Raw genomic sequence first — 25,297 nt, 5'->3', positions numbered from 1 at the left:
TCTCAACCTGAGGACTGGCCCGTGAACCGGTGCCAGTCTTCGGGTTCATCTACGTCCCATCGTTGCGGAAGTAACCTGAACGACATACCCGCTTGCGTAAGGCGGTCACAGGTTTGCGACAACGCCTTTTCCGTTCCCCAGGCCACGTCGGCCAGCATGCCCGGGATGACCCGGCGAACACCGATGAGAACATAGCCGCCGTCCTCCGACGGCCCCAGTACCACGTCCACCTCGTCCAGCGCAGCCACGGCCGTTCGCACGTAGTCCGCATCCACGGAGGGGCAATCACTGCCCACAATCATCGCCTTGCCAAAGCCACGCAACCCCGAGCCCAGTGCCTGTGACATGCGTTCCCCAAGGATGTCGCCCTCCTGTACAGCCTGAGCAACCCCGTGAACGTCAAGCCGTTCCAGTACAGGAGCAGCACCCGTGGGCACATTCTCCAGCGCCCGGTCCCACAGGAACTGGACGGTATAACCACTGGCCACCAGATTATCGAGTACGGCCAGACTGAGCCTGACGTGTGCCGCCATTGCCCCCTCGGCGCCCAGTGCCGGCATCAGACGGGTTTTCACCCTGCCCGCCTCCGGCCACTTGGAAAACTGCATAACCAGCACTGAAGCATCAGGATTGACGGGCATTACGAACATCCGATCGGTAGAGGGTAACAAGGGTTTCCGGCGAGTCGCCGCGCCAATAGCGCCAGCGTAATCGCCACATCAGCAGGATGGTACGCCAGGCACCTTGCTGTTCCCAGCGCCGGCTATCCGTGACCACGGGATCGGTAATACGGAAAGGTCGTGACACCAGCCTCAGGCGAGACGATAGTTCCACATCCTCCATCAACGGCATCTCTTCAAAGCCACGCAAGGCCTCGAACACCGGCCGACGCACGAACAGAGCCTGGTCGCCAGTGGCGATACCCGTCAGCCAGGAGCGTTGATTCATGAACCAGGCGATCACCCGGCACAGCACTCTCTTGCCGCTGAGACGCACATCAAACCGCCCCCATGCCTTACGGCTGGCATTAAATTGCTCCAGTGCCGCCAGCGTAGAATCCGGTAAACGGGTATCAGCGTGCAGGAACAGAAGGACATCGCCATGGGCTGCTTGTGCGCCGGCATTCATTTGCGGCGCCCTTCCACGGCCACACTGGATGACACGGTCACAATGACCCTGCGCCAGCCTGGCTGTTCCATCATCACTGCCACCGTCCACCACAATGACTTCATGGCCCGCCGCTCTGAGCGGCTGCAGATGATCCAGGGTGTCGCGAATGGTGGCGGCTTCCTGCCAAACAGGCACAATAACGCTTAAACGCAACGGCTGGGGCGGAGTCTTGGAAGTGTGCTGTGTTGCTGTCTTCAATGCGCCTGGTATCCCCTGTGCCCGATCAAGCCGGTAGCTCGCTCGCCTCAATAAACTGTTTCAACGCTACCGCATTATTATGATCTGTATCTTTGGCTGCAAATACCAGCGTGATTCGTTCGTGCTTATCAACGTAGGATGCCAGAGTGCTCAGGTCCGCACGATCGGACGATGCCAGTTCCTGCAGGTACTTTTCACGAAACCCGTCCCATCGGGCCGGGTCATGGCCAAACCACTTACGCAATTCAGTGGATGGGGCTAAATCCTTCAACCACTCGGCCAGACTGGCCTTTTCCTTGGCAACGCCTCTCGGCCACACCCGGTCAACCAACAGCCTCGGACCATCAGAACGGGCCGGTTCATCATAGGCACGCTTCAACCGAATTTCTGTCATAGCGATCTCCTTCTATTCCGGAAGTATTCCCGCAAGCCCTTGAGACACATCACTCAGCCCGCTATCATACCCGCCTTCTGACGATCAGCCCCCGTAGCTCATCTGGATAGAGCGTCCCCCTCCTAAGGGGAAGGTAGCAGGTTCGAGTCCTGCCGGGGGTACCATGCCAGCAATAAAATCATATGGTTAGAGATCTGCCTCTGGGACTTTGCTGATTCCGGTGTGCAATGACGCAATGAGAGGGCACGCGATGTCCCCTTTTTGCTCATGACATCGAGCGACCATATCGCTCAGAACACTCTCAATCCTCACCAGCTTTTTGATCTTTCCACGCACAGACTGCAGTTTGTGCTCGGCCAGGACACTGGCTTCCTGGCAGTGGGCACCATCTTCCAGCCGAAGCAGGTCGATAATCTCATCGAGACTGAAGCCCAGGTTCTGCGCCGATTTCACGAACGTCAATCGATCGATATCGGCAGAACCATAGCGTCTGATCCCACCGGGAGGACGCTGGGGTTCCGACAACAGGCCCCGCCGCTGGTAATAGCGAATGGTCTCGACATGGACACCGGCCGCCTTGGCCAGCCCACCGATGGTCAGTGGATTTACTTTATTCACCATGCGGGCTTACTCCGTAGTTGACTACGGCATCAGTTTACGTCATCAAACAAGGTCACTAATAGAGCATTTGCCCATGCTATCCAAGGGTTGCCTTGCCTTATCCCGCGCAGCAGGATAGTTGCTTGACATCCTTGGTAAACGTTTGAGCGCACAGCTTCAAACCTTCTACCATCGTCAGGTACGGGAACAGCTCATCGGCAATCTCGTTGACAGTCATGCGCGCACGAAGCGCCATCACCGCGGTCTGGATCAGTTCGCCGGCCTCACCCGCCACGGACTGCACACCCAGTAACCGCCCGCTTTCACGTTCCGCGACCATTTTAATGAAGCCTCCGGTATCAAAGTTGACCAGGGCCCGTGGCACGTTGTCGAGGGTCAGGGTACGGCTGTCGGTGACGTAGCCACTTGCCTCGGCGTCGGCCTCGGATAAACCGACGGTCGCAATCTGTGGCTCGGTAAAGACCACCTCCGGCATGGCACTGAGATCGAGCCGTGCATCACCACCGGTCATATTGACTGCTGCTCGACTGCCACCCGCGGCGGCGACATAGACAAACTGCGGCTGGTCGGTGCAGTCCCCAGCAGCATAGATGTCGGGCACGGTGGTACGCAGACCGTCATCAACTAAAATCGCCCCGCGGGCAGTCTCGACGCCGATAGCCTCCAGGTTCAGTCTGTCTGTGTTCGGTGTGCGTCCCACGGCCACCAGCAGCCGATCGGCGCGCAGCTCTCCCACGTTTGTGGCGAGCACGAACTCCTCATTGGTATAGCGGATCTGGCTCGCCTGCGTGTCATTCAGAACCTTGATACCCTCGGCCTGGAACGCGGTTTCAATGGCCTCGCCAACAGCCGGGTCCTCACGGGAAAACAGCCGGCTACGCGCCAGGATGGTCACCTCGCTGCCCAGCCGGGCAAACGCCTGTGCCAGCTCCACTGCCACGACGGACGCCCCGATGACAACCAGCCGTTCCGGAATGGTGTCGCTGGCCAGTGCCGTGGTGGACGTCCAGTACGGCGTATCGGACAGGCCCGGAACCGGGGGAATGGTAGGCCCCGCACCGGTACCAATGAACGCTCTGTCAAAGCGTACCTCGCGTTCCGTGCCGTCGGTTCCAGTCACTGTCAGCGTATTGGCGTCGGTAAAACGGGCCTCACCCTGCAGGACAGTGATCGCCGGATTGTCTTCGAGAATCCCCTCATATTTCGCGTGACGAAGCTCATCGACCCGGGCCTGTTGCTGGGCCAGTAACCGGGGCCGGTGAATAGAAGGCTCGACCGCGGCAATGCCCTCGTCGAACGGACTGGCGCGACGCATGTGGGCCACGTGAGCGGCGCGGATCATGATCTTCGAGGGCACGCAGCCGACATTGACGCAAGTGCCACCGATGGTGCCGCGTTCGATCAGCGTCACCCGGGCTCCGCGTTCCGCCGACTTCAAAGCGGCGGCCATGGCACTACCGCCACTGCCAATCACGGCAATGTGCAGATCGTTATCACTCATAAACACTACTCCTGCTTCGCCCCGGACTGCATCAGTGTGGACGGGTAGCCCGCGTTGGTCGTGGCCTCAGTTATTGCTTCAACGGAGGTTTTTTCATCGTCGAAAGTAACCGTCGCATCACGCTCCTCATAACGGACCTGCACAGAACTCACCCCATCGACCCTCTTGAGAGCGGCTTTGACGGTGATCGGGCAAGCCGAACAAGTCATTCCGGGAACCGACAAGGTCACCGTCTTTTGCGACGCCAAGGCAGGCATGCTGAACAGCGTAAACAGTACGGCAGTGATCAGGGACTTTTTCATGATGTATGGCCTCTCAGTAAAATAGCGGTAAGACGAAAGGGAATGCCAACGCGATCAGTACGAGCAACGCGACGATCCAGAAAGTGATCTTGTAAGCGGTGCGCACTTGCGGTACTGCGCAGACCTCGCCCGGCTGGCAATCCTGTGCAGGCCGGTATATCCGACGCCAGGCAAAGACCATCGCCACCAGAGCAGCACCAATGAACCACGGCCGGTAAGGCTCCAGAGCAGCCAGGTTGCCGATCCAGGCACCGGAAACACCAAGGGCGATCAGGACCAGGGGGCCAAGACAGCAGGCCGATGCGAGCACTGCTGCGATCCCGCCTGCGACTAAAGACCCGCGACCGGATTTGGACTCTGATTTCAACTCTGACATTACGACGGTTCCTTTCATGACTTTGCTGGCTATCTTCAAAATACTTCCGTAGTCGGCTACGGAGTCAAGCCCTGCACTCCTATGGAATGTTCAGCACTCTTGACCCCGTACCGTGGTACGGGCACTACTCTTATTATTCGAATCTACTGGGTGGGGGTTCTGCCATGACAGACATGACCATTGGCAAAGTGGCTGACGCGGTGGGTGATTGACCAGTTACGACAAATCCGCCAGAGACTTGCGGCACTTGTGGACCGTTGTCCCGGTCAAGGTCCGTTGCAGTGCTGTTCCATATTTGATGCGCTGGAGCAAACTGAGGGCTATTCCACAAGCATCATGAACAAGACAGAGTAATTCCTTAACGCCGTATCTTGGTACGGAGTCTACCCTTGAAACACAGCTTCATCTCACCAGAGGGACGCGTCATGTTAAAGAAATATTTCTTGGTTTTAGCGGCCTTGATCTTCAGCGTTGCCGCGCTGGCCGCCGACAAAAGCTACGTATTGGGCGTGGACGGCCTGGCCTGTCCCTTCTGTGCCTATGGCATCGAGAAACGTCTGAATAAAGTGGATGGCGTCACCGGCGTGGAGGTGGACGTTGGGAAAAGTACTGTGAATGTCACCCTTGAGGAGGGCAAGACGCTCTCGGAGGAGCGGGCACGTCAGGCTGTTGAAGAGGCCGGCTTCACGCTGCGCTCCTACTCAGAGGCCGACGGCGAAACAGGAGGCAGCGATGCGAAATAACAACCAGTCAATCGGCTTGTCCCTGCTGGTCGGAGCCCTGGTACTGACCGGTGTGCCTTCGGCACAAGCCGCACCCAACACCTTTAACACGGCTCTGCCCGTGCCGCAGGGTGAAACCATCTGGCGGGAGCAACTGGTCTTACGAGAGCGTTCCGATGATGGGCCTATGGATCGCGAGGTTTCGGTCCAGGCTCTGGGCAGTGTCCTGGGTTATGGCATTACCCCGAAGCTGGCGGTGTTCGGCGTTGTCCCTTACTTTTTCAACAAGGCACTGGACGTCACCACGCCCATGGGCCGGATTGAGCGCGATACCGGTGGCATCGGCGACGTCTCGCTGTTCGGGCGCTACACGGCTTACCAGGACGACTTCACCGGCGGCACCTTCCGGATCGCGCCGATTTTCGGGCTCACTGCACCAACCGGGGACAGTGACGACCGCGATCGTTTCGGCGAACTGCCACGTCCATTGCAGGTTGGTGACGGAGCCTGGGATGGGTTTGGCGGCGTGGTGGCCACCTATCAGACGCTGCAGTACCAAATGGACGCGCAGTTACTATATCGCGAAAACGGGCGCCACGACGGTTTCGCCCACGGCGACGAGACCCGTCTCGACGCCTCAATGCAATACCGGATCTGGCCGCCTAGCCTTGAAGGCATTTCCGGCACACCAGGCTTTACCTATGCACTACTCGAATCCAGTTTCGTTCACCGCGAACGCAACGAGATTGGCAGTGGTACCGATGCCAATTCCGGCGGTACCCAATGGCTGCTGGCGCCGGGCGTGCAATACATCACCCGGCGTTGGGTCGTCGAGGGCACGGTACAACTGCCGGTGGCCGAAGATCCCAATGGTGATGCCATTCAGGACGATTACATCGTGCGGGTTGGCTTTCGCCGCAATTTCTAGGGGTTGATGGCAGCATGAAAAAAATCGCCAAGTGGTCAGGCTTCAGTATGTTGGGCCTTCTGATTGCGATCACGTTAATCGGATGCGCAGGCGGCGCCATCAACTGGAATCAGGAACCACCGTATTCACTGGTACAGACCTGGGGTGAAAAAGGCAGTGGCGCGGGGCAATTCAACGACCCCACCGGGGTTGCGGTAACAGACACCGAAGTGTTCGTGTCCGATGCCCGCAACGGGCGTATCCAGGTTTTCGATCACCAGGGGCGCTTCAAACGGGCGTTCGGCACCCCCGGTGATGAACTCGGGGAACTTGGGCGGCCGATGAACCTGACCATACACAACGACAAACTCTACGTGCCAGAGTATATGAACGACCGGATTCAGGTGTTCAGCTTGGCTGGCGAGCCGCTGAGGATCATTGGCAGCCCCGGCAAGGGGCCTGGCCAGTTTAACGCGCCCGGAGGTGTTGCAGTGGCCAATGGCGGTGATCTGTTTGTGGCGGACTTTTACAATCACCGTGTGCAACATTTGAACACGGATGGCTCATTCGTCAAACAGTGGGGAACAACCGGGAAGACTGGCAGGAGTGCCGGCGAGTTTACCTATCCAACCGACGTGGCTCTGGGAAAGGATGGGGCTCTCTACGTGGCCGATGGCTACGGAAATCGTGTCCAGGTTTTTGACGCTGGCGGCGATTTCCTGCACAAGTGGGGAGGGCCGTTTGCCCTGGGCCTTTACGGGCCTTTCAAGGGCTGGTTCACCACCACGACGTCCATCGCGATTGGCCCCGAAGGCAATGTCTTTGTGGCGGATTTCTATAATGATCGTATACAGAAGTTCGCGGCGGATGGGGGTTACCTCACCGCATTTGGCAGCGAGCCGGAGAACCCCGGCCACATGGCGATGGCGGTTGCCGCTGGCCATGATGGAGCGGTGTGGAGCGTGAATTTTGCCGACAACCGGGTCGGGAGGTGGGAGCCGGATTAAGTGGTCTGATGCTCAGCCATCCCGTGGATCAGACCGTGATGGTTCGGTGTCGGGCTGTCCCGGAAAGACTCGGCAAATCCGGAACAGAATGGTCGGCCGTCCCGTCCCGTTGTCACGCGGGTATGCACCCGAAAGACCCGGTTGATCAGGGGCTCGGTAATAACCTCTCCGGGGCTGCCGATGGTTTCGAGCCGGCCGTCCGCCAGAACCGCAATCCGGTCGGCAAATTGTGCGGCCTGGTTCAGGTCATGCAATGACATCACCACCGTCAGCCCGTGTTCCCGATTCAGCTTGGACAGCAATTCCAGTACTTCCAGCTGGTAGCCCCAGTCCAGAAACGTGGTGGGTTCGTCCAGCAGCAGAATGTCGGTTTCCTGGGCCAGGGCCATGGCGATCCATACCCGCTGCTGTTGCCCGCCGGACAGCGCTTCTACCGGTCGCTCCGCCAGATCCGAGACCCCCGTCATTGCCATGGCATCGAGGGTTGCGTTGTCGTCGGTGGTGAGGTTGCGCTGCCACCATTTGCGGTGTGGGAAACGACCCAGCGCCACCAGATCCTGAACCCGAATGCCATCGGGAACGATCGGTTTCTGGGGCAGCATGGCGAGCCTGAGGGCCAGTTTGCCCCGGTGCCATTGGTCAACCGGCTGGTCGTCCAGGTAGACCTGACCGGAGCGGGCCGGCAGCAGGCCCGCAAAGCTTTTCAGCAAGGTACTTTTACCAGAACCGTTGGGGCCCAGCAGACAGGTAATCCCACCCTCGGGAATGGCCAGCGAGACGTTGTCCACGACCGGCTTGGAGCCATAGGCAAGAGAGAGCTGCTCGGTTCGTAACATGGAGAATCCCGGCCTCAGGGTTGTCGCGATAACAGATAAAGAAAGAACGGTACACCAAGAACGGCGGAAACCACACCCACGGGCACTTCGTAGGGTGTAAACAGCGTCCGGCCGAGTAAATCCGCCAATACCGCCAGCACCGCTCCCAATAGTACACACAACACCAGTTGGACCGGAAGGTTGGCCCCAGCCAGCCGTCGGCTGATGTGGGGAATCAGCAAACCAATGAAGCCAACCGGCCCCACCACGCCCACGGCACTGGCCGCCAGCAGGGTGGCAATCAGCAGGGCAAAGGCGCGCCAGCGGTTCAGGCCCAGGCCCAGAGTGCGAACGTGTTGATCGTCAAGCTGCATGACTTCCAGGGGACGCACTAGCAGACCGACACCGATCAGACCAATAACCGTCCATGGCAGCAACGTGCGGAGGTGCTGCCATTCAGCGCCGTACAGTGAGCCGGCCAGCCACTGGGCAACCAGTTCAGTATGGGCGTGGCCCCAGAACGCCAGTGCACCGGTGGTCAGTGCATGCAACATACCGGCAATGACCGCACCGGTCAGCGTCATTTTGACCGGCGACAGCTGGCCATGCCGCATGCCCAGGAAGTACACCGCAAGCGCCGTTACCAGCCCGCCTGCCATGGCAAACAGGGGCAAATATTGAAGGGCAAATGACGTATTGTTGTAGGGATCGGCACTGGATACCAACCAGTCTCCGATAATAAAAGCGACGACCGCCACCAGGCTGGCGCCGGCGGAGATGCCGAGAATGCCGGCTTCTGCCAACGGATTGCGGCTAAGCAACTGTAACAGCCACCCTGACAGGGCAAAGTGAATACCAATCAGGGCGCCGGTCAGGGTGCGGGGCAACCGTAATTCGAAGACCACTCGCTGCACGTGTTGAGTGCTGTCACCGGTCAGCCCGGCCCACACCTGGGACCACGTCAGGTCCACCGCCCCCAGCTGGACGCCCGCGACGATGACAACAACCAGACTGAGCCCGCCAGCCAGAAGCAGCCGGGCAACCGGGCCGGCGCCTGGAATCTGCATTCCACGGCGGTCTGCCCGAGGCGTGGTCGTAGCCGGATGGGTCACGTTATGCGCTCCGGGGTGAGGTTCGCGAGTTAAGCAGATAGATCAGCCAGGGGGCCCCAATAAGGGCCGTCAGCATACCGACGGGTAGCTCCTGGGGAAAGGCCAGTTGCCGAGCCAGGATATCCGCCGCCAGCAACAACAACCCTCCAAACAGAGCACTCAGGGGCAGCCAGTGCTGGATCTGGTTGCCGGCCAGCCGCCTGGCAATGTGCGGCGCCACCAGTCCAATAAACACGATCGGGCCGGTGAAGGCGACCAGCGCGGCGGCCAGCAATAAGGCCAGCAGCAAAAATATCAGTCGCCAGCGGCCGACCGACAACCCCATGGCCAGCGCCAGATCATCATCAAGTTGCAGTAAGCGGAAGGGTCTCTGCATCACAATCAGGGCACCGAGCGGAAGCAGCAGCCAAGGCAGCACCATTTGAAGCTGAAGCCAGCCCCGCCCCATCAGGCTACCCGCCAGCCAGTAATACAATTCCGCCGCCTCCGCCCCGGACACCAGTAGAAGGCCCGTGGTGAGAGCAGTAGCCAGTGACGTGACGGCGATGCCGGCGAGTACCACACGCTCGGGCTGAAGCTGACGGCGGCCAGCGATAGCAAACGTCAGAGCACCACCGAGCAGCCCCCCGGCAAGAGCCATCAGCGGCAGCCACAGTGCGCCCGGCGAACTCAGGGTTCGAAGCGACACCACCGCCAGGGCAGCAGAAGCAATCACGCCGGTGAGGCCGGGGGATGCCAGCGAATTCCGGGTAACGCCCTGCATGACAGCACCCGCAACCCCGAGGGCCGCCCCACCAAGGATACCGAGCAGGTTGCGCGGCAGCCGCAGTTCCAGCACGGTGATGCGCGTCAGCAAGTCGCTGCTGCCGTCGATGGCTGACAGCAACGAGGTCGGTGACACCCATCGGGAGCCCGCCATCAGGCCAACGAAGAACAACAGCACGAGGAGAAATACCGTTGCTCCATAGAGGCCCATCGGGCGTATGGCTGAATCGTCACCCGTCATTTGTCGGGTTCCGACGTCAGCAGCAGTCGCTGTATGTCGTCCAGGATACGCTCCCGGGCAATCGGACCGGCACCTTCTTTCCAGTAATGCGGCACTTCGTAAACCTGGTCAGTACGCACGGCTTTGAGATAGGGCCAGATGGGGTTCATCGTGAACGCGCGCTGTCGGCTGGTGGGCAACAGCAGAATGGTGTCCGGATTCAGCTCCAGCAAGGCTTCGAGACTGATCCGGTAGCCTAGTGGGATGCCACTGTCCGGATTCGGCGTCTGGCCACCGACATTGTCGAAGCCCAGACGTTCCAGCAACGCCGTTGGCAGAAAATGGTCGTAATAAACGAAGGGGGTTTCACTACCGCTGGTCAGCAGCGCCACCGTCTCGGCAGGCTCTGGTTTGTTGCGGTCCGCGAGTAATTGAACGCGATCACGAAAGCGGGTGTTGAGTGCGCTGGCTTTCGCCGGTGCACCCAGTGCCTGCCCCGCCAACTCTAAGCCCCGCAAGCTGTCCTGGACCGTGATCAGGTCCAGGGCCAGCATCGGGGCGATGGCTTCAATCTGGTCACCGTCTTTCTCGGTATAACGGCGAATGGCGATGACAAGATCCGGCCGGACCGACGACAGTACCTCCAGGTTGGGCTGATGTCGGGGGCCGAGCCCCGTCACCCCATCTAACCGTGACGCCAGGTAGTCGGGCACGCCCTGAAGTCCGTAGTCGGTGACCGCAACCGGCGGTGTATCCAGCGCCAGTGCGACATCCGCCCCAAAGGTCGAAATCGCAGCGGGCCGGACCGCCGGTGCGGACAACCGCAGGGTTTCCCCGCGGTCATCCGTCAACCGGATATTCTCGTCTTGCGCCCATCCTGACGCAGGCGATAGCAACACAACGAGCAGGATCTTTGCGATCCGGTTCCGTAAGCAGGCCATCAGAAGTCGAGCTGTGCCTCAAGAATAAAGCTTCGGCCCGGCTGGGGCACACGGCCGACCGGGCTGACGTCCACGCCCCGGAAGTAGTAATCCTCATCCAGCAGGTTGTTGACGGCCAGGCCCAGGTTCAGCACACGATCACCGCCAACCGCAAAATCGCGACCGACTCTGGTTGTGACCAGATGGTAGTCCGGCAACTCACCGGCACTGCCATTGCTGGTTTCTTCTTCGGTGTTGTCCGCATCGCTGTAGCTTTCGCTAACGTAAACCCAGTTCAGGCTGGCGTCCCAGGCCTGGTAACTGTACAGCGCCTCCGCACTGACTTTATGGGTCGGTGCGTTGGGAAGTTCGTTGCCCTCGTTGTCACCGGTCAACTGCTCGGTGTCGAGGAAGGTATAGCCAAGGCCCAGTTCCCACTGACTGTTGAGGGCCCAGCGGTTCGACAATTCGACCCCCTGGTGGCGGGTTTCTCCCAGGTTCTCGAAACGACTGGTCGAGCTGTTAAATTGGATCTGATCCTCATAATCAATGCGGAACAAGGTCGCTGAAGACAGCAGCTCGGGGGTGACCTGCAGGCGCGCGCCCAGCTCGTGGTTCCACGCTGTTTCATTGGCAACTGCACCGTCACGGGTGGTCTGGGCAATCTGTACCGGCACCAGAGAGCGCTGGCTGTTGGCAAAGACAAACAGGTCATCAGACGCCTGATAGCCTACGGTCAGGCCCGGCAACAGCTCATCCGCGTTGTTTTCCTCGGTGTTGCCAGTCAGGTTGTCACGGAAGTCCATGTCGACATCTTCATAGCGCAGGCCCGGTGTCACCGTCAGGCGGTCATCCAGGAACGACACAGTATCACTGATGTAAAATGCCATAGCCCGGGTGTCCAGGTGCCAGTCGCGCGCCACGGAACGGTTACCGGAGGAAAATTCCAGGCGATTAACGTCGAACTCCACATCCTCGCTGACAAATCGTGCACCCACGGTAATGTCGTGGCGGCCGTGGCGAATAGCAAGCCGTGGCTCCGTGCCCAATACGGTGAACAATCGTGGTGAATCCGCGACATGGGTGGAATCCAGCCCCGGGTCCGCCCAGTGGCCGGTGCCGCTGAGGTTTTGGCCGAAGTAGAAGGTGCGGTCGGCATCGTGCACAAAGTTGCGCCATTGGAATTCCACGTTATCGGCCGGCGTGTATGTCCAGGTGAAGGTCGCGCGGCTCATGTCCGCTTCATATCCGTCATGTGGGCGCTGGCTCTGGGTGCGATCCTCTTCATAGGCTTGCGGTGTCAGGGCACCGGGCAGTTCGGCCTCGACGCGATAGTATTGCAGCTGGGTGGCCAGTTCATGCTGGTCGTTCAGGTAATAGCGGGCGTCCAGGATCAGGTTATCCACTTCGGTATCGGAGTGATCGCGAAATCCGTCGCCGCGCTGGACGTTGGCCTGGAACTGCAGGTCGAGCTTGTCGGTCGCCCGGCCGCCAACACGGTAATAGGTATCGGTAAAGACATTGCCGGTTTCTTCCGCAATGGTCGCCCGCTCACGAAGGGTCTGGGAGGTTTCCGCCGGAATCGGTTTGGTGACGAAATTCACCACGCCGCCCACGTTGTTGGGGCCGTAGTGAACGGAGGCGCCACCCCGGACAATATCAACGACTTCCAGGCTCGGAAGTGTAACCGGGAAAAGCGACACGCCCACGTTGCTGTAGGGGCCGATGGCAATCGGGTAACCGTCCAGCAGAATCTGAAGCCGTTCACTGCGCAGCGGGTTCAGACCACGCACACCGATGTTGGGAAGGATGCCCGTGCCAGTTTCATCAAGCACCGTGAGCCCCGGAACCGGGCGCAGGGCGTCGTTCAGATTCAGCGCTCCGGTCGCCTGGAGCTGATCTTCCTCCACCACCGTGCGGGCCCCTGTATAGGTCTTCTCGGACTCTTCGGTCGGTGGACCAAGCCAGTCAGCAGTAACATTGAGGCCGGGTAGCTGGGTGGGCGCATCAGCCTGCTCCTGTCCCAAAGCGGACGCCGAGCCAATAGCCAGAAACGACACGGGGAGCATGGCTATAGCAACAGACAGTCGATGGCGGCGCAGTGGCGTTGAAACTTCGGACTTTGACATTGGATTCTCCAGCACGTGTTATTAAATTTGATTGCGCATTTTACTGATAATAATTCGCATTACAATTAAAACAGATTGTTCCTGCCTGAAGTCCCGCTTCCCGGACTATTCGATGAAATATTCGTTTGGGTGGGGATGCATCAGAAACGCCTGATGGGAAATATTCCAGGCGTAGGCACTGCGTTTCGCCGTCCGTAGGCGGAGTGGCCATGTCGGGGACATGGCCACTTACCTGATCTCCTTCTTCAAAGTGAATCGTTTCGTCGCTACCGGTTTCGCAAGTATTTGATCAGTGCCAGGATGCCCAACACCAGTAGCGTGATCAGCAGTAGCGGCATAATCATCATGGGCAGCATCATCCAGCCCATACCGGACATCATGGAGTTGCAGGCTTCCCAGAACCCACTCTCGGGGGCCGCTAGCGCAACTCCGGGTAACAGGATCAGTGTGAATAGCATTGCCAGTAATCGTTTCATGGTGAATCCCCTTCTATTTTGACACGCTGATGGCTTGCGTTGGTTGCAGGGCTTCGTATCTTGCCCAGGCATTAAATAGGTCGCGAATGACCGCTTCCCGAGTGAGCTTTACGCCAGTGAGCTGTCTTGCGCTGTTGATGGCGTTTTCCAGTCTGCCAGTGCCGCTGGCCAGCTCGTTCAGGCTGGCATCCCAATGGGCACGCTGGTTGGGAAGATGTCGCTGGTCAAGAATTTCAAGGCGGCCGTAGCCAGCCTGAACGGACGCCTTCACATCACCAATTGACGCCAGCAAATCGCGGTGGGCTTGAGTGGTTTGCCACTGTCGCTGAGAGACTTCAGCCGCCGCTCTCCGAACGGCACTGTTCTGTCGTTGCCCGCTGAACGGAATCTGAACGCCCACGCCCACCGTCCAGCGCTTGCTTTCGTCAGCCCACAGGCTGTTGTAGCCTGCACTGGCTGAAAATGTGGGTCTGCGGTCGGCTTCCGCTGCATACAGCCGGGCCCGTGCTTTTGCGGTTCGTGCCTCCGCGGCCCGGACCAGCGGATGATCAGTTGCTAAAGGGATTTCCGCCACCATTGGCAAGCGGGAAGGCACGGGCAGCACCAGGTCGGATGGTTTCGGGCGACGCCCCAACAAAGGAATCAGGCTGGCGGAGAGGCGACCCTGTTCAGCCTGAAGCTCAACCAGTTGCGCATCCAGAGTGTCCAGTTCCGTTTCTATCCTGAGCAACTCGCTCTGGGTGCCTTCGCCGTATTCCAGTCTTTGCCGGGTTATGTCCGCTAATTGCTCCACTAGGGCGCGGGTTTCGTGATGCAACTCAATGGCCCGGTCCGAATACCACAAGCGGGCATAGGCCTCCTTAACGGAAGCAGTCAGTTTCCGTGTCTGCCACAGGGTGTCCTGTCTTGCCGCACGCACGCCCGCCTCCGATGCGCCACGGGACGCCGATAGCTGATCCGGCCACGGCAGTTTTTGACTGACTTCAAATCGGTGCCCGACCATATTGGGACCTTCAAGCGTTTCGGGTGCAATGCCGTACTTGACGACAGGGTCAGCCCAGGTATCTGAACCTTCCACGTCCGCCTCCGCTGCCTCGATTGCGGCCTGCTGCGCACTCAGGGAGGCGTTGTTGGCCAGCGCCTCCGCAATCCATTGCTCCAACGTTTCACGGGTTTCTGCCACAGCCGGCATCGAAAGTGCGATGAATGCCGCCAGAGTTGCCTGAGTTCCAAGGCGTCGAATCATTGGATCGCTCCTTTTTGGGCAAGCTTTTTCAAACGGGCGCGCTGCCAGAGATAGAAAATCACCGGAATCAGCAGCAGGGTCAGGATCAACGTGGTCACCATGCCACCGATCATCGGACCGGCGATGCGTTGCATCACTTCCGAGCCGGTGCCACTGCCCAGCATGATCGGCACCAGGCCAGCTACAATGGCCGCGAAGGTCATCATGATCGGACGCACCCGTTGCGCAGCCCCGTGGCTGATGGCCTGGCGCAGGGCATCCGCCGACAGTTTCCCGGGCTGATGTTCAACGGTCTCCAAAGCGTTGTGCAGGGACTGGTTCAGGTACACCAGCATCAGTACACCGATTTCTACCGCGACTCCGGCCAGGGCAATAAAACCGACGGCCACAGCCACGGACAGGTTGTAACCCAGCAGATACATCAGCCAGATGCCGCCGATCATGCCGAATGGCAGGGTGCCGAGGATAATGCCCACCTCGGTCAGGTTGCGGAAGTTCAGGTACAACAGAATGATGATGATCGCCAGGGTCAGCGGAACCACCAGCGTCAGGCGTTCCTTGGCACGCTGCATATACTCATATTGGCCGGACCAGGCCAGGGAGTAGCCGGCGGGCAGATCGATCTGTTTCTGCACCACGGACTGCGCTTCCCTTACCCAACTGCCCAGATCCCGGCCCTCGATATCCACCAGAGTCCAGCCATTGATACGGGCGTTTTCCGACTTGATCATGGGCGGCCCCTTGTCGATCCGGATATCCGCCACATCCGCCAGCGCGATACGCTGGCCGTTGGGTGTCACCATCGGCAGCAGGCGCATCTGCTCCACCGAATCCCGGTAACCCTGGGGATAACGCAGGTTGATGGGATAGCGCTCCAGACCCTCCACCGTACTGGCCACGTTCATGCCGCCAATCGCGGTACGTACGACCGATTGAATGTCTGCGATATTCAGCCCGAAACGGGCGGCAGCCTCGCGCTGTATATCCACCTTGATGTAGCGTCCGCCGGCCACCCGCTCGGAAAACGCAGAGGCTGTGCCGGGTATGTCAGTCAACACCCTTTCGAGCTCTTCCCCTATACCCTGGATTACCGCCAGGTCAGGGCCGGCCACCTTGATGCCCACCGGGGTCTTGATGCCCGTGGATAGCATGTCGATACGGGTTTTAATGGGCATGACCCAGGCGTTGGTAAGGCCCGGAAGTCTGACGGTTTTGTCCAGTTCGCGGCGCAGGGACTCCGGGGTCACGCCGGGTCGCCACTGGTCCCGTGGTTTGAACTGGATAAAGGTCTCAATCATGGTCAGCGGGGCCGGATCGGTGGCCGTCTCGGCGCGGCCGATTTTGCCGAATACCGTTTCCACTTCCGGAATACTGGCGATCAGCTTGTCGGTCTGTTGCAGAATCTGCCGGGCCTTGCCAATGGAGATACCGGGATAGGTGGTGGGCATATACATCAGATCCCCCTCGTCCAGGGGTGGCATAAATTCACTGCCCAGCTTGTTGGCCGGCCAGAAGCCGATGATCAACACCACCAGGCCTCCGGCAAGCATCAATGCCGGCCGTCGCAAAGCCCAGCCGATAATCGGCCGGTACAGGGCGATCAGCATCCGGTTGATGGGATTTCGATGCTCTGGCAATACCCTGCCACGGATGAAATAGCCCATCAGCACTGGAACGAGAGTGATGGCCAGCCCCGCTGCTGCCGCCATGGCGTATGTTTTGGTGAACGCCAGGGGCGCGAAGAGCTTGCCCTCCTGAGCCTCCAGGGTGAAGACCGGCAGAAAGCTCACGGTGATGATCATCAGTGAGAAAAACAGCGCCGGCCCCACCTCACCCGCGGCCCGCGACATCACGGCCCATCGGTTTTGCGGTGTCAGCGGGGTTCGCTCCATGTGTTTATGGACGTTCTCCACCATCACGATGGCCCCGTCCACCATGGCACCGATGGCAATGGCAATACCCCCGAGGGACATGATATTGGCGTTGATGCCCTGGGCATGCATCACCACGAATGCCGCAAGGATACCCACGGGCAGGCTGACGATGACCACCAGCGAGGAGCGAAGGTGAAACAGAAACACCGCGCAGATCAGGATGACCACCAGGAATTCCTGCAGCAGCTTTCCATACAGGTTGTCCACGGCGTTGTTGATCAGGGTCGAGCGATCGTAGGTGGGCACGACCTCTACCCCATCCGGGAGGCTGGCCTTAATCTCCTCAAGACGTTGTTTGACCCCCTGAATGGTTTCCAGTGCGTTTTCGCCGAAGCGCATCACCACGATGCCACCAGCCACCTCGCCTTCTCCATTCAGTTCGGCGATACCCCGACGTATCTGGGGTCCTAACTGGATATCTGCCACATCCTTCAGCAACAGGGGCTTGCCATTGTCATTAACACCCAGCGGTACCTGGCGCAGATCATCCTCGTTCTGCAGATAGCCGGTAACCCTGACCATGTATTCCGCCTCGGCCATCTCCACCACGGAGGCGCCGGTTTCCTGGTTGGCGCTGTTGATGGCGGCATGAATACGCTGCAACGTGATGTTGTGGGCGCGCAGTCGGTCTGGGTTCACCACGACCTGATACTGTTTCACCATGCCGCCAACGCTGGCCACCTCGGACACACCGGGCACGGTTTGCAGTTCAAATTTCAGGAACCAGTCCTGAATAGCCCGCAGTTCCGACAAGTCATGCTGGCCCGTGCGGTCTACCAGGGCGTAGGAGTATACCCAGCCAACGCCCGTCGCATCCGGCCCCAGCTCTGGTTTGGCGGCATCGGGCAATTCTCCGGCCACCTGGCTCAGGTACTCCAGTACCCGGGAGCGGGCCCAGTACAGGTCGGTGTCGTCATCAAAAATCACGTAAACGAAGGAATCGCCGAAGAAGGAATACCCCCGAACCGTCTTGGCGCCCGGTACCGACAGCATGGCGGTGGTCAGGGGATAGGTCACCTGGTCTTCCACCACCTGGGGTGCCTGGCCCGGATAGGGAGTTTTGACGATCACCTGCACATCCGACAGGTCCGGGATGGCGTCAATGGGCGTTTCCTTGACGGAATACAATCCCCACCCCGTCAGGATGAGGGTGGCGAGCAGCACAAAAAAACGGTTATGGAGTGACCACTGGATAATACGGTTAATCATGAGCTGAGTCCGGTCTGGTGATCGAAGTCACCTGCTGGCCCTTGCCAGCGGGCGTCAGGGTGAAGACCACCGTGTCATCCTTGCTCAGGCCATCCAGCGTTACTTCGGGCGCAACTGAAAATCCCATGGTCATGCTCGGCCAGTTCAGCGCCGGAATGGGCTCGTGATTCAGCGTTACCTTGCGTTTTTCAGTGTTGATCTCGGTAATCACACCCCGGCTCTGGATCGGGCCCGCGGCCTCGTTGGTGTCCATACCGGACATCGAATTCATACCGTTATCGGCCATGCTGGCGTTGTTTTGCTCCTCCGGTTCCAGGCGCAACATAGCGGCCTCAAGGCTAGTTTCTGAATCAATCAGGAACTGGGCGGACACCACCACCTGCTGCCCTTCCGTCAGCCCCTCGCGAATAACCACCCTGTCGCCTGCTTCCTGGCCGGTCTTGACGGGCACCGGACGAAAATAGCCGTCGTCTTCGGCCAGTAGCACGTGCTGACTGTCACTTCGCTGGATAAGCGCCGGGCGCGGGATGGTGAGCAAGTCCCCACCGATGGGAGCGTCCATGGTGAGAGTCACGAACATATTGGGGCGCAGCTGGCCATCTGGATTGGGGACGCGCACCCGAGCCCGCAGAGTCCGCGTCTTCGCATCCAGCTCTGGATAGACGTAATCGATGGTGGCTTCCCAACGGGTGCCCGGCATGGATGGCGTGGCGAATTCAACGGCCTGGCCGGTCATCACCAGCCCGGACTGACGTTCGAAAAACTCGGCGATCACCCACACCGTATCGCGGCTGCCGATGGCCATGATTTCGGTATCCGGGCGCACGTACATACCGGCACGGGCGGGCAAGGCGGCCACATAGCCAGAGCCGGGGGCAAACACGGTGATGCGCTCGCGGATCTTTCCGGTTTTTTTCAGGTTGGCGATCTGGGCGTCGGTCATGCCAAGCGCACGCAGTTTGCCGCCAGCTGCCCCCGACTGCGAACCCCGGCTCATGCGCTCAGACATCAGAAATTCCTGCTGGGCGTTTACCAGCTCCGGTGAATAGATCTCGTACAGCGGCTCACCACGGTTGACCGTTTCCCCCAGTGAGCGTACGTGCAGTACCTCAACCCAGCCGGCAATGCGGCTGTGAACGTGGATCAGTTGGTCTTCATCATCGGTGACGTAGCCCACGGTTCGAACCGGAACAGAAACCGCACCCCGGGACACCGCCTGGGTTCTAACGCCCAGATTGGCCCGGACGGCTGCGCTTATCGTCACCCCGCCGTCGTCCCGTCCGCTGTTTTCCTCGGCGTATACCGGCACCAGGTCCATACCCATGGGAGACTGGCCGGGCTTGTCACGGCGATAGTTGGCGTCCATGGGTGCCACCCAGTACAAGGGCTTACTATCAGATGATTCCTCAGCAGGGTTACCAGAACCGGCTGACTCAGACATCGGCATGGTTTGTTGACTGGTCAGCCAGCCAAGACCAAAGCCGATAGCGATTACTATCGCCACCAAGGCAATGCGCATTGATGTTTCCTCGTTTAAAGCTTATGAGCGCACGTTCGCCGCCCACAGGGCCGACTGAACGTGCAAATTAAAGACTCAGTTCAGGCTTTTGAGGAATTGGGGGGTGGTGTGAGGGTATCGAGGATGATGCTGAGATAGCCTTCATGGGGACGACGATGGGCGGGGTCTGACAGAGATTGCACCGGCGCGACTGCTTTTTCAGAAACCAGTGCACATAACATCGTACCGCAGTTGCCCTGATTGGCAGCGATAGCACAATCCACCGATGTCATATCGCCACAAGCCATATTCTGTTCTGAACGCCCGTTATTTGAGGCTAAACCAGCGTTGCAACAATCCATCGTCGCCAATTGGCTGAAACGGGCAGGATGTTCCGTTGCGTCTGCCGTAAATTGCCCAAATGCCAGCACCGGCTGTATTACCATGATCAGCAACAGCAGGTTAACAATGGCTTTAGGCGTTATTGAGCGTGGCAAGTGGAGTGACCTATATTGATGATTCTAAAAATGCTTTGACAAAAATGTGCGCATATCAAGACTTGGTGCGTATCACTAACCCGCCCCGACGGTTGATCACCATTACATGGGTTCGCGGCGGCTTACGCTGTGTTACTTCCATTCGCCAAGACGGTATCCTTAGAGTTGGCTTTAAGGTCAAGTCTTTTGTTGCCTGGATTTTAGTGGAGTGGGCCATGACATTACCCTCTCTGGGCAATAGCTTCGACAATCGGACAGTCGTCCATCGGCCCCTCGCCGGAACATGCCTCCAGAGAATCCGACAGGACCGCCTCAATGCGGGATAGACTCTGGATCTGATGTCGAATCTTCTCCAGTTGCTTTCTGGCGATGCGTTTGGCATCGGCTCGATCACCATTGGCATCCTGAAGCATCAGCAGTTCGCGAATCTCATCCAGGGTGAAGCCCCATTGCTTGGCGTGAATAATGAATTGCAACCGGGCAATCGCATCCTCCGGGTAACGGCGATAGTTGGACGAAGTGCGCGCAGGCTCGGGCATGAGATTCTCCCGCTCGTAGAAGCGGATTGCATGGCTGGCAACACCACTTTTTTCGGAGAGCTCACCGATATTGAACGTTTTCATCCACGCACCTCAGGCGTAATCTTGGAAGCACAGGGCTAACAATAACCTTGAAGTACACTTTAAGGTCAAGAGCTTTTCTGAAGGCCTAGCGCTTCTGGCTGCCGGACATGTTTGGCCTGGACCTGGAAAACTACGATGTGGAACTGAGCCTGCGCGCCACTCCCGACTCTGTTGGCATACTCCCCGGCCAACCCACTGAAGTATGGCGCTACAAGGCGGAATTGGAAAAGGGTCCGGACGATACGATCACAGAATGTAGCGGTGTCGTTGAAATAAAAACTGCTAGCATCCGGTGAACTAAACGATTTACTGGGTGTCACAGCCACTAATGTTCACAGTGTGGTGCTAGAAATCAGGATGACCGCAACAAACCGCCGAATTATGTCTCTGTTGCTATCACTGATTATGGTGATAAGCGGGCCGGCGTTGGCGATTTCCGAAATGGCCGGCGATCAGGCGGATGCGCCCATGATGATGGATTGCAGTTCCATGATGTCCGATGCAACCGGAACCAGCGACTCTGCCTCTGATGGCAGAGTCAGTTGTTTCACAGGTTCAGACATGGCCTGTCAGGCCGCCAACGGGCTGAACAGCTGTGGTGTCAGTATCGGTCTTTTGCCAACAGGCCCCAGCGGCTTGATTGATGCCGGTTCCCAGCCGGTTTTAAGCGCCCTTGAGAACGACTACCAAGATCCTTTCCTGGTTTCTATCACACCCCCTCCACAATTTCGCTCCTGAGTCTTAACCCGGACTTTTGCCCATTGCGGCAATGTCATTAACGTTAATTCTTACAAGAAAGCCTCGTGTTCACACCTATTCGTCACGAGTCTTTAACTGGAGCAAACCAAATGCGCAATTCAAATATCAAGCTTTCAATCACCGCTGCCATTTTCGCGGGTAGTGTTGCTTTCTTCTCTGTCTTCGCCCATGCCGAAGGCAACGGCATGATGGACCCTGACTCCGAGGAGAATGGAATGATGTCCTCCAAAGGCATGCACGGAATGGGTGGCATGATGGGCAGGATGTCCGACATGTCTTCGGAAGATCGCAAAGCGATGACGGAAGCCTGCATGAAAATGATGCAGAGCCATGGCGGCGATGAAATGAACATGAACGGCGGCGAGAAGGACCAGGACGCCTAAACCAAAACCCATTGCCCGGGGAAGCCAATGTGCCCGCCCCGGGCCTTGCATCGCCGATGACCGAATCACATCGAGGATTACCATGAAAACCAAGAAACTTGCCCTGTTTACAGGTGTAGCCGCTGTCGTTCTCGTTGCAGGCGCTAACACACTGGCAATCCAGGCTGGTGAGTCTGCCGAGCCATCAGCCGCAGTCGCATCCACTGCAGAGGCTGGCACAGCCATCACCATCTACAAGAACCCCAATTGCGGTTGCTGTCAGTCCTGGGCTGAGCATCTTGCGGCCAATGGCTTTGAGACCGACATTGTTGAAACCGACAACCTCAATCAAATCAAGCAGACTCATGGCGTGCCCCGCGAAATGGCGTCGTGCCACACCGCATTGATTGGCGATCTGGTGATTGAGGGCCATGTGCCGGCAGATGATATCGTCGCTTACCTCGAAAACCCGCAGTTCAACACCCTCGGTCTCTCTGTGCCCGGCATGGTCCAGGGCAGCCCCGGCATGGAAACCGGCCGGAAAGAGGATTATCAGGTCATCGCTTTCAGCGCCAATGGTCAGCAGCGCGTTTTCCGCGAACACAAGGATTACTGAGGAGAGCCAATAGCAAGAAAACTGGCCCCCATGAGTTAATAAGAGGCTCCTTCGTTCTGCACCATTTTGAACTTGCTTCAGGATAGACAGAGTGTTTTCCAGGCGTCATACGTGCTGAGGAAAACCTGCCCCGTGAGTTCCTCACAGAAATGAGTGCGGCGTAGACCGTCCATCACAGGGCCTTTCACCTCACACATATGCAGGCGTATATCCATAGCCTTGAGCCGGCCATTTATTGCCTCCAGGCTCTCAAGTGCTGAAGCGTCAATGGTATTTACCGCCTGACAAGCCAGAACCAGATTTTTCATCTTCGGTTGTTGAGACGTCAGCGCCATGACGGTCTCTTCCAGATAGCGTGCGTTGGCGAAATAAAGACTTTCATCAACTCGCAGGACGACGGATTTCTCGTCCGTTTCAACCGTGTGGCGCTCTACGTTTCTGAAATGCTCGGTACCCGGCACCCGGCCAACAATTGCACTGTGCGGACGACTGGTGCGATACAGATAAATCCCTATCGATAGACCCACACCGACCAGGATTCCGGCTTCAACGCCCTGAATCAGCGTAAGCACAATGGTTGCCAGCATCGCGGCGAAGTCCGCTTTTGAGTAATGAAAGGTGCGTCCAATGGCTTTTACGTCAATCAGGGTGCTCACTGCAATCATGATTGTGGCGGCAAGTGTCGCCTTTGGAAGGAAAGCGAGTATGCCGGTGAGTGTTAGTGTGGCAAGTGCAATCCCGACTGCGGTAAACATACCCGCAAGTGGCGTCCGGGCTCCGGCTTCATAATTCACAACCGAGCGTGAAAAACCACCTGAGACTGGAGAGCCCCCGCTTACGCCGGAACCTATGTTCGCCAACCCCATAGCAATCAGCTCAGAATTGGGATCGATCCTCTGGCGCCTTTTGGCTGCAAGGGTCTGGGCAATGGACACTGATTCTACAAATCCAACCAAGCTGATCAGAACGGCTGCGGGGACCAGAGCCGCCCATATGCTGGGGTCCATGGAAGGTAAACGGATCTCCGGTAGTCCGCTTGGAACTTGCCCCACCAGATTGACTCCGGCACTCCCCAAGTTAAAGTGCCAGGCCGCTGCTGTTGTCACAATAACCGCTGACACGGGGGCGGCTTTCGCAACGATATCTGCCCCCCGGGGCGCCAGACCGAGCCCGACCAGTGCATTTTTCAGATATTGGCGACACAGAAACAGGTACAGGAGAGTGCCGGCTCCAATAGCAAACGTGATCAGGTTGAAGGAGCCAAACTGGCTGATCAGGTTTGCACCCATTTCGATCAGATTGTGACCACCACCCTGTATACCGAGAACATGGCCAAGCTGACTGCCCGCAATAAGAATTCCGGAAGCGGTGACAAACCCTGAGATCACGGGGTGGCTCAGAAAATTTGCGATAAAACCAAGTCGCAAGACGCCCATGGCGAACAGAATCAGCCCCGACAGCGTAGCCAGTACAAGAGCGGCACCAACGTATTCGGGCGATCCTGTAACAGCAACGCCTCCTAACGCAGAGGCTGTCATCAGTGACGCCACTGCGACAGGACCAACTGCCAGCGTCGCACTGGTGCCGAATAAAGCGTAGACCACCAGCGGGATCATACTTGCATACAACCCAACTTCAGGCGGAAGCCCTGCCAACAGGGCATAGGCCAGGGCCTGAGGAACAAGCATGAGTGTGACGATAACCGCCGCAAGGCCATCGCTTAGCAATGTATCTCCACGATAACCTTTCAGCCAATCAACAATTGGCAAATACGCCGCAATTCGCTTCACCGTCAACCTTCCACGGCCGTCAGAGTTTTCGCTTTAGTGGTCTCGCCAACCATTTGCGCCCATCCAGACCTTTGTTTAAAACCGGTTGATCGGAATTTTCAGGTACACCTGTCCGTTATCCTCGGAGGGGGGCATTTTCCCCGCCCTCATGTTGACCTGAACGGCCGGTAGTATCAGTCGGGGCATTCCGAGCTTGGCGTCACGCTCTGAGCGAAAAACAACAAACTCGTCTTCACTAATATCGTTGCCCACATGGATGTTGCTGGAACGCTGCTCGGCGACGGTCGTCTCATGAATAAACTCATCGCGCCCCGCTGCTTTGTAGTCATGGCAAAGGAAAACGCGGGTTTCTCCGGGAAGCGCCAGAACTTTCTGAATGGAGTGGTAAAGGGTATGGGCGTCGCCCCCTGGAAAATCGCAACGGGCGGTCCCGGCATCCGGCGCAAAGAGTGTGTCGCCGACGAAGGCAGCATCTCCGATGACGTACGTCAGGCAAGCCGGAGTATGTCCCGGCGTGTGAAGTACACGTACTTTAAGCTTCCCAACCTGAAACACATCGCCTTCCCTGAACAGTCGATCGAATTGGCTACCATCCCGCGCAAAATCTGTTCCGGCATTGAAAGCTTTGCCAAACACCTCCTGAACGACAGCGATCTTTTCACCAATGCCTGTTTTTCCGCCGAGACGTTCATGGAGGTAGGGTGCAGCAGACAGGTGATCAGCGTGCACGTGGGTTTCTAAAACCCATTCCACACTCAGGTCATTGCTTTGAACGTACTCAATAATTTTGTCAGCGGAGCGGACATCGGTCCGGCCCGCGGCATAGTCGAAATCCAGCACAGAATCGATGATCGCGCAGGCGAAGCTATCAGGATCCTGAACGATGTAGCTGAATGTGTTTGTAGGCTCGTCAAAGAAATGCGTGACCAACGGATGTTGCATGGCGTCACCCTCGTTGCAAAGAGAATAGATAGGATTTCAACGTATCAGGCTTTATGTTATAACGATAGACCTAACGGTTATATTAAATAATTGAGATTATAGGTTGCAACAATCTCGTGGTATGCCTCCGTTACGTGGAGACGACACACTGTCCGCTGGGCAAATTGTGGCATTTGAAGAGGTATA

Annotated in this window: 25 protein-coding genes and 1 tRNA gene; 6 read left to right on the top strand and 20 right to left on the bottom strand. The window is 58.0% G+C overall.

Translation table 11 applies throughout. The features are described from left to right. Positions 1-2: 2 nt before the first annotated feature. From AAGD24_RS08225 to AAGD24_RS08215, 3 genes are read right to left on the bottom strand one after another with little or no spacing between them, the layout of a single operon-like run. A complete protein-coding gene (locus AAGD24_RS08225; RefSeq protein WP_379867063.1) occupies positions 3-641 on the bottom strand; it encodes a TIGR04282 family arsenosugar biosynthesis glycosyltransferase in 639 nt (212 codons plus the stop codon). Beyond that, positions 625-1,368, bottom strand: a complete 744-nt coding sequence (locus tag AAGD24_RS08220) for a TIGR04283 family arsenosugar biosynthesis glycosyltransferase (protein WP_379867062.1) — start codon at positions 1,366-1,368, stop codon at positions 625-627. The genes AAGD24_RS08225 and AAGD24_RS08220 overlap by 17 nt, the downstream gene beginning before the upstream one ends. A 25-nt stretch (positions 1,369-1,393) precedes the next feature. Beyond that, positions 1,394-1,762 (bottom strand): DUF488 domain-containing protein, encoded by a 369-nt coding sequence (locus tag AAGD24_RS08215; RefSeq protein ID WP_379867060.1) that lies wholly within the window; start codon positions 1,760-1,762, stop codon positions 1,394-1,396. 87 nt (positions 1,763-1,849) lie between these two features. Here AAGD24_RS08215 and AAGD24_RS08210 point away from each other — a divergent pair. Further along, a tRNA-Arg gene (locus AAGD24_RS08210) sits at positions 1,850-1,926 on the top strand. A gap of 22 nt (positions 1,927-1,948) precedes the next feature. Here the strand turns inward: AAGD24_RS08210 and merR are convergent. The 4 genes from merR to merT all read right to left on the bottom strand — a co-directional run bounded on the left by merR (position 1,949) and on the right by merT (position 4,562). Beyond that, entirely contained in the window at positions 1,949-2,383 is a 435-nt protein-coding gene (gene merR, locus AAGD24_RS08205) for an Hg(II)-responsive transcriptional regulator (RefSeq protein WP_036206363.1), read from the bottom strand. Positions 2,384-2,480: 97 nt separating this feature from the next. Then, a complete protein-coding gene (gene merA / locus AAGD24_RS08200) occupies positions 2,481-3,884 on the bottom strand; it encodes a mercury(II) reductase (protein WP_075194571.1) in 1,404 nt (467 codons plus the stop codon). Between the two features lie 5 nt (positions 3,885-3,889). Then, the gene (merP, locus tag AAGD24_RS08195) at positions 3,890-4,186 is read right to left on the bottom strand and encodes a mercury resistance system periplasmic binding protein MerP (RefSeq protein ID WP_075194570.1); all 297 of its coding nucleotides are present in this window, start codon (positions 4,184-4,186) and stop codon (positions 3,890-3,892) included. 13 nt (positions 4,187-4,199) lie between these two features. Further along, a complete protein-coding gene (gene merT / locus AAGD24_RS08190; RefSeq protein ID WP_273622945.1) occupies positions 4,200-4,562 on the bottom strand; it encodes a mercuric ion transporter MerT in 363 nt (120 codons plus the stop codon). A 389-nt stretch (positions 4,563-4,951) separates the two neighbouring features. On the opposite strand from merT, the gene AAGD24_RS08185 reads away from it, so the two are divergent. The 3 genes from AAGD24_RS08185 to AAGD24_RS08175 are packed head-to-tail and all read left to right on the top strand — an operon-like array spanning position 4,952 to position 7,198. Then, positions 4,952-5,305, top strand: coding sequence for a heavy-metal-associated domain-containing protein (locus tag AAGD24_RS08185; protein WP_273622947.1), 354 nt, complete (start codon positions 4,952-4,954; stop codon positions 5,303-5,305). After that, the gene (locus tag AAGD24_RS08180) at positions 5,295-6,212 is read left to right on the top strand and encodes a transporter (RefSeq protein WP_379867058.1); all 918 of its coding nucleotides are present in this window, start codon (positions 5,295-5,297) and stop codon (positions 6,210-6,212) included. The genes AAGD24_RS08185 and AAGD24_RS08180 overlap by 11 nt, the downstream gene beginning before the upstream one ends. Before the next feature lie 14 nt (positions 6,213-6,226). Further along, on the top strand, positions 6,227-7,198 hold the full coding sequence (locus AAGD24_RS08175; protein WP_075194567.1) for an NHL repeat-containing protein: 972 nt from the start codon (positions 6,227-6,229) through the stop codon (positions 7,196-7,198). Here the strand turns inward: AAGD24_RS08175 and AAGD24_RS08170 are convergent. From AAGD24_RS08170 to AAGD24_RS08120, 11 genes are all read right to left on the bottom strand, one after another. Continuing rightward, entirely contained in the window at positions 7,195-8,034 is an 840-nt protein-coding gene (locus AAGD24_RS08170; protein ID WP_379867056.1) for an ABC transporter ATP-binding protein, read from the bottom strand. The genes AAGD24_RS08175 and AAGD24_RS08170 overlap by 4 nt on opposite strands. 14 nt (positions 8,035-8,048) lie before the next feature. Then, positions 8,049-9,125, bottom strand: a complete 1,077-nt coding sequence (locus AAGD24_RS08165) for an iron ABC transporter permease (RefSeq protein ID WP_036206344.1) — start codon at positions 9,123-9,125, stop codon at positions 8,049-8,051. 1 nt (position 9,126) lies between these two features. Then, positions 9,127-10,131, bottom strand: coding sequence for an iron ABC transporter permease (locus AAGD24_RS08160; RefSeq protein ID WP_075194565.1), 1,005 nt, complete (start codon positions 10,129-10,131; stop codon positions 9,127-9,129). Continuing rightward, entirely contained in the window at positions 10,128-11,051 is a 924-nt protein-coding gene (locus AAGD24_RS08155; RefSeq protein WP_379867054.1) for an ABC transporter substrate-binding protein, read from the bottom strand. The genes AAGD24_RS08160 and AAGD24_RS08155 overlap by 4 nt, the downstream gene beginning before the upstream one ends. After that, entirely contained in the window at positions 11,051-13,159 is a 2,109-nt protein-coding gene (locus AAGD24_RS08150; protein WP_379867052.1) for a TonB-dependent receptor family protein, read from the bottom strand. Before AAGD24_RS08150 ends, AAGD24_RS08155 begins: the two co-directional genes overlap by 1 nt. Before the next feature lie 266 nt (positions 13,160-13,425). Beyond that, the gene (locus tag AAGD24_RS08145; protein WP_085681276.1) at positions 13,426-13,635 is read right to left on the bottom strand and encodes a hypothetical protein; all 210 of its coding nucleotides are present in this window, start codon (positions 13,633-13,635) and stop codon (positions 13,426-13,428) included. A 13-nt stretch (positions 13,636-13,648) separates the two neighbouring features. Then, positions 13,649-14,881 carry a TolC family protein gene (locus AAGD24_RS08140; RefSeq protein WP_379867050.1) on the bottom strand — a complete coding sequence of 411 codons (1,233 nt, stop codon included), beginning with the start codon at positions 14,879-14,881 and terminating at the stop codon, positions 13,649-13,651. Then, positions 14,878-18,024: an efflux RND transporter permease subunit gene (locus AAGD24_RS08135; protein ID WP_126810348.1), complete on the bottom strand. Its 3,147-nt coding sequence runs from the start codon at positions 18,022-18,024 to the stop codon at positions 14,878-14,880. Before AAGD24_RS08135 ends, AAGD24_RS08140 begins: the two co-directional genes overlap by 4 nt. Next, on the bottom strand, positions 18,017-19,543 hold the full coding sequence (locus AAGD24_RS08130) for an efflux RND transporter periplasmic adaptor subunit (RefSeq protein WP_126810349.1): 1,527 nt from the start codon (positions 19,541-19,543) through the stop codon (positions 18,017-18,019). The genes AAGD24_RS08135 and AAGD24_RS08130 overlap by 8 nt, the downstream gene beginning before the upstream one ends. 80 nt (positions 19,544-19,623) lie before the next feature. Continuing rightward, complete coding sequence (locus AAGD24_RS08125; protein ID WP_126810350.1) at positions 19,624-20,019, bottom strand: hypothetical protein; 396 nt, start codon at positions 20,017-20,019, stop codon at positions 19,624-19,626. Between the two features lie 221 nt (positions 20,020-20,240). Next, the gene (locus tag AAGD24_RS08120) at positions 20,241-20,642 is read right to left on the bottom strand and encodes a MerR family transcriptional regulator (RefSeq protein ID WP_085681284.1); all 402 of its coding nucleotides are present in this window, start codon (positions 20,640-20,642) and stop codon (positions 20,241-20,243) included. Between the two features lie 848 nt (positions 20,643-21,490). On the opposite strand from AAGD24_RS08120, the gene AAGD24_RS08115 reads away from it, so the two are divergent. Further along, a complete protein-coding gene (locus AAGD24_RS08115; protein ID WP_126810353.1) occupies positions 21,491-21,784 on the top strand; it encodes a hypothetical protein in 294 nt (97 codons plus the stop codon). Between the two features lie 82 nt (positions 21,785-21,866). After that, positions 21,867-22,379: a DUF411 domain-containing protein gene (locus tag AAGD24_RS08110; protein ID WP_126810354.1), complete on the top strand. Its 513-nt coding sequence runs from the start codon at positions 21,867-21,869 to the stop codon at positions 22,377-22,379. Between the two features lie 77 nt (positions 22,380-22,456). Here AAGD24_RS08110 and AAGD24_RS08105 read toward each other — a convergent pair whose 3' ends face one another. Together AAGD24_RS08105 and AAGD24_RS08100 are read right to left on the bottom strand one after the other, a co-directional pair. Beyond that, positions 22,457-24,169, bottom strand: coding sequence for a sulfate permease (locus tag AAGD24_RS08105; RefSeq protein ID WP_227517761.1), 1,713 nt, complete (start codon positions 24,167-24,169; stop codon positions 22,457-22,459). 75 nt (positions 24,170-24,244) lie between these two features. Further along, complete coding sequence (locus AAGD24_RS08100) at positions 24,245-25,111, bottom strand: MBL fold metallo-hydrolase (protein ID WP_126810355.1); 867 nt, start codon at positions 25,109-25,111, stop codon at positions 24,245-24,247. Positions 25,112-25,297 lie beyond the last annotated feature (186 nt).

This window comes from Marinobacter sp. M5B (assembly GCF_042604615.1).
In the GTDB taxonomy this organism is placed as follows: Bacteria; Pseudomonadota; Gammaproteobacteria; order Pseudomonadales; family Oleiphilaceae; genus Marinobacter; species Marinobacter salarius.
This window is presented reverse-complemented; position numbering and strand designations above follow the sequence as displayed.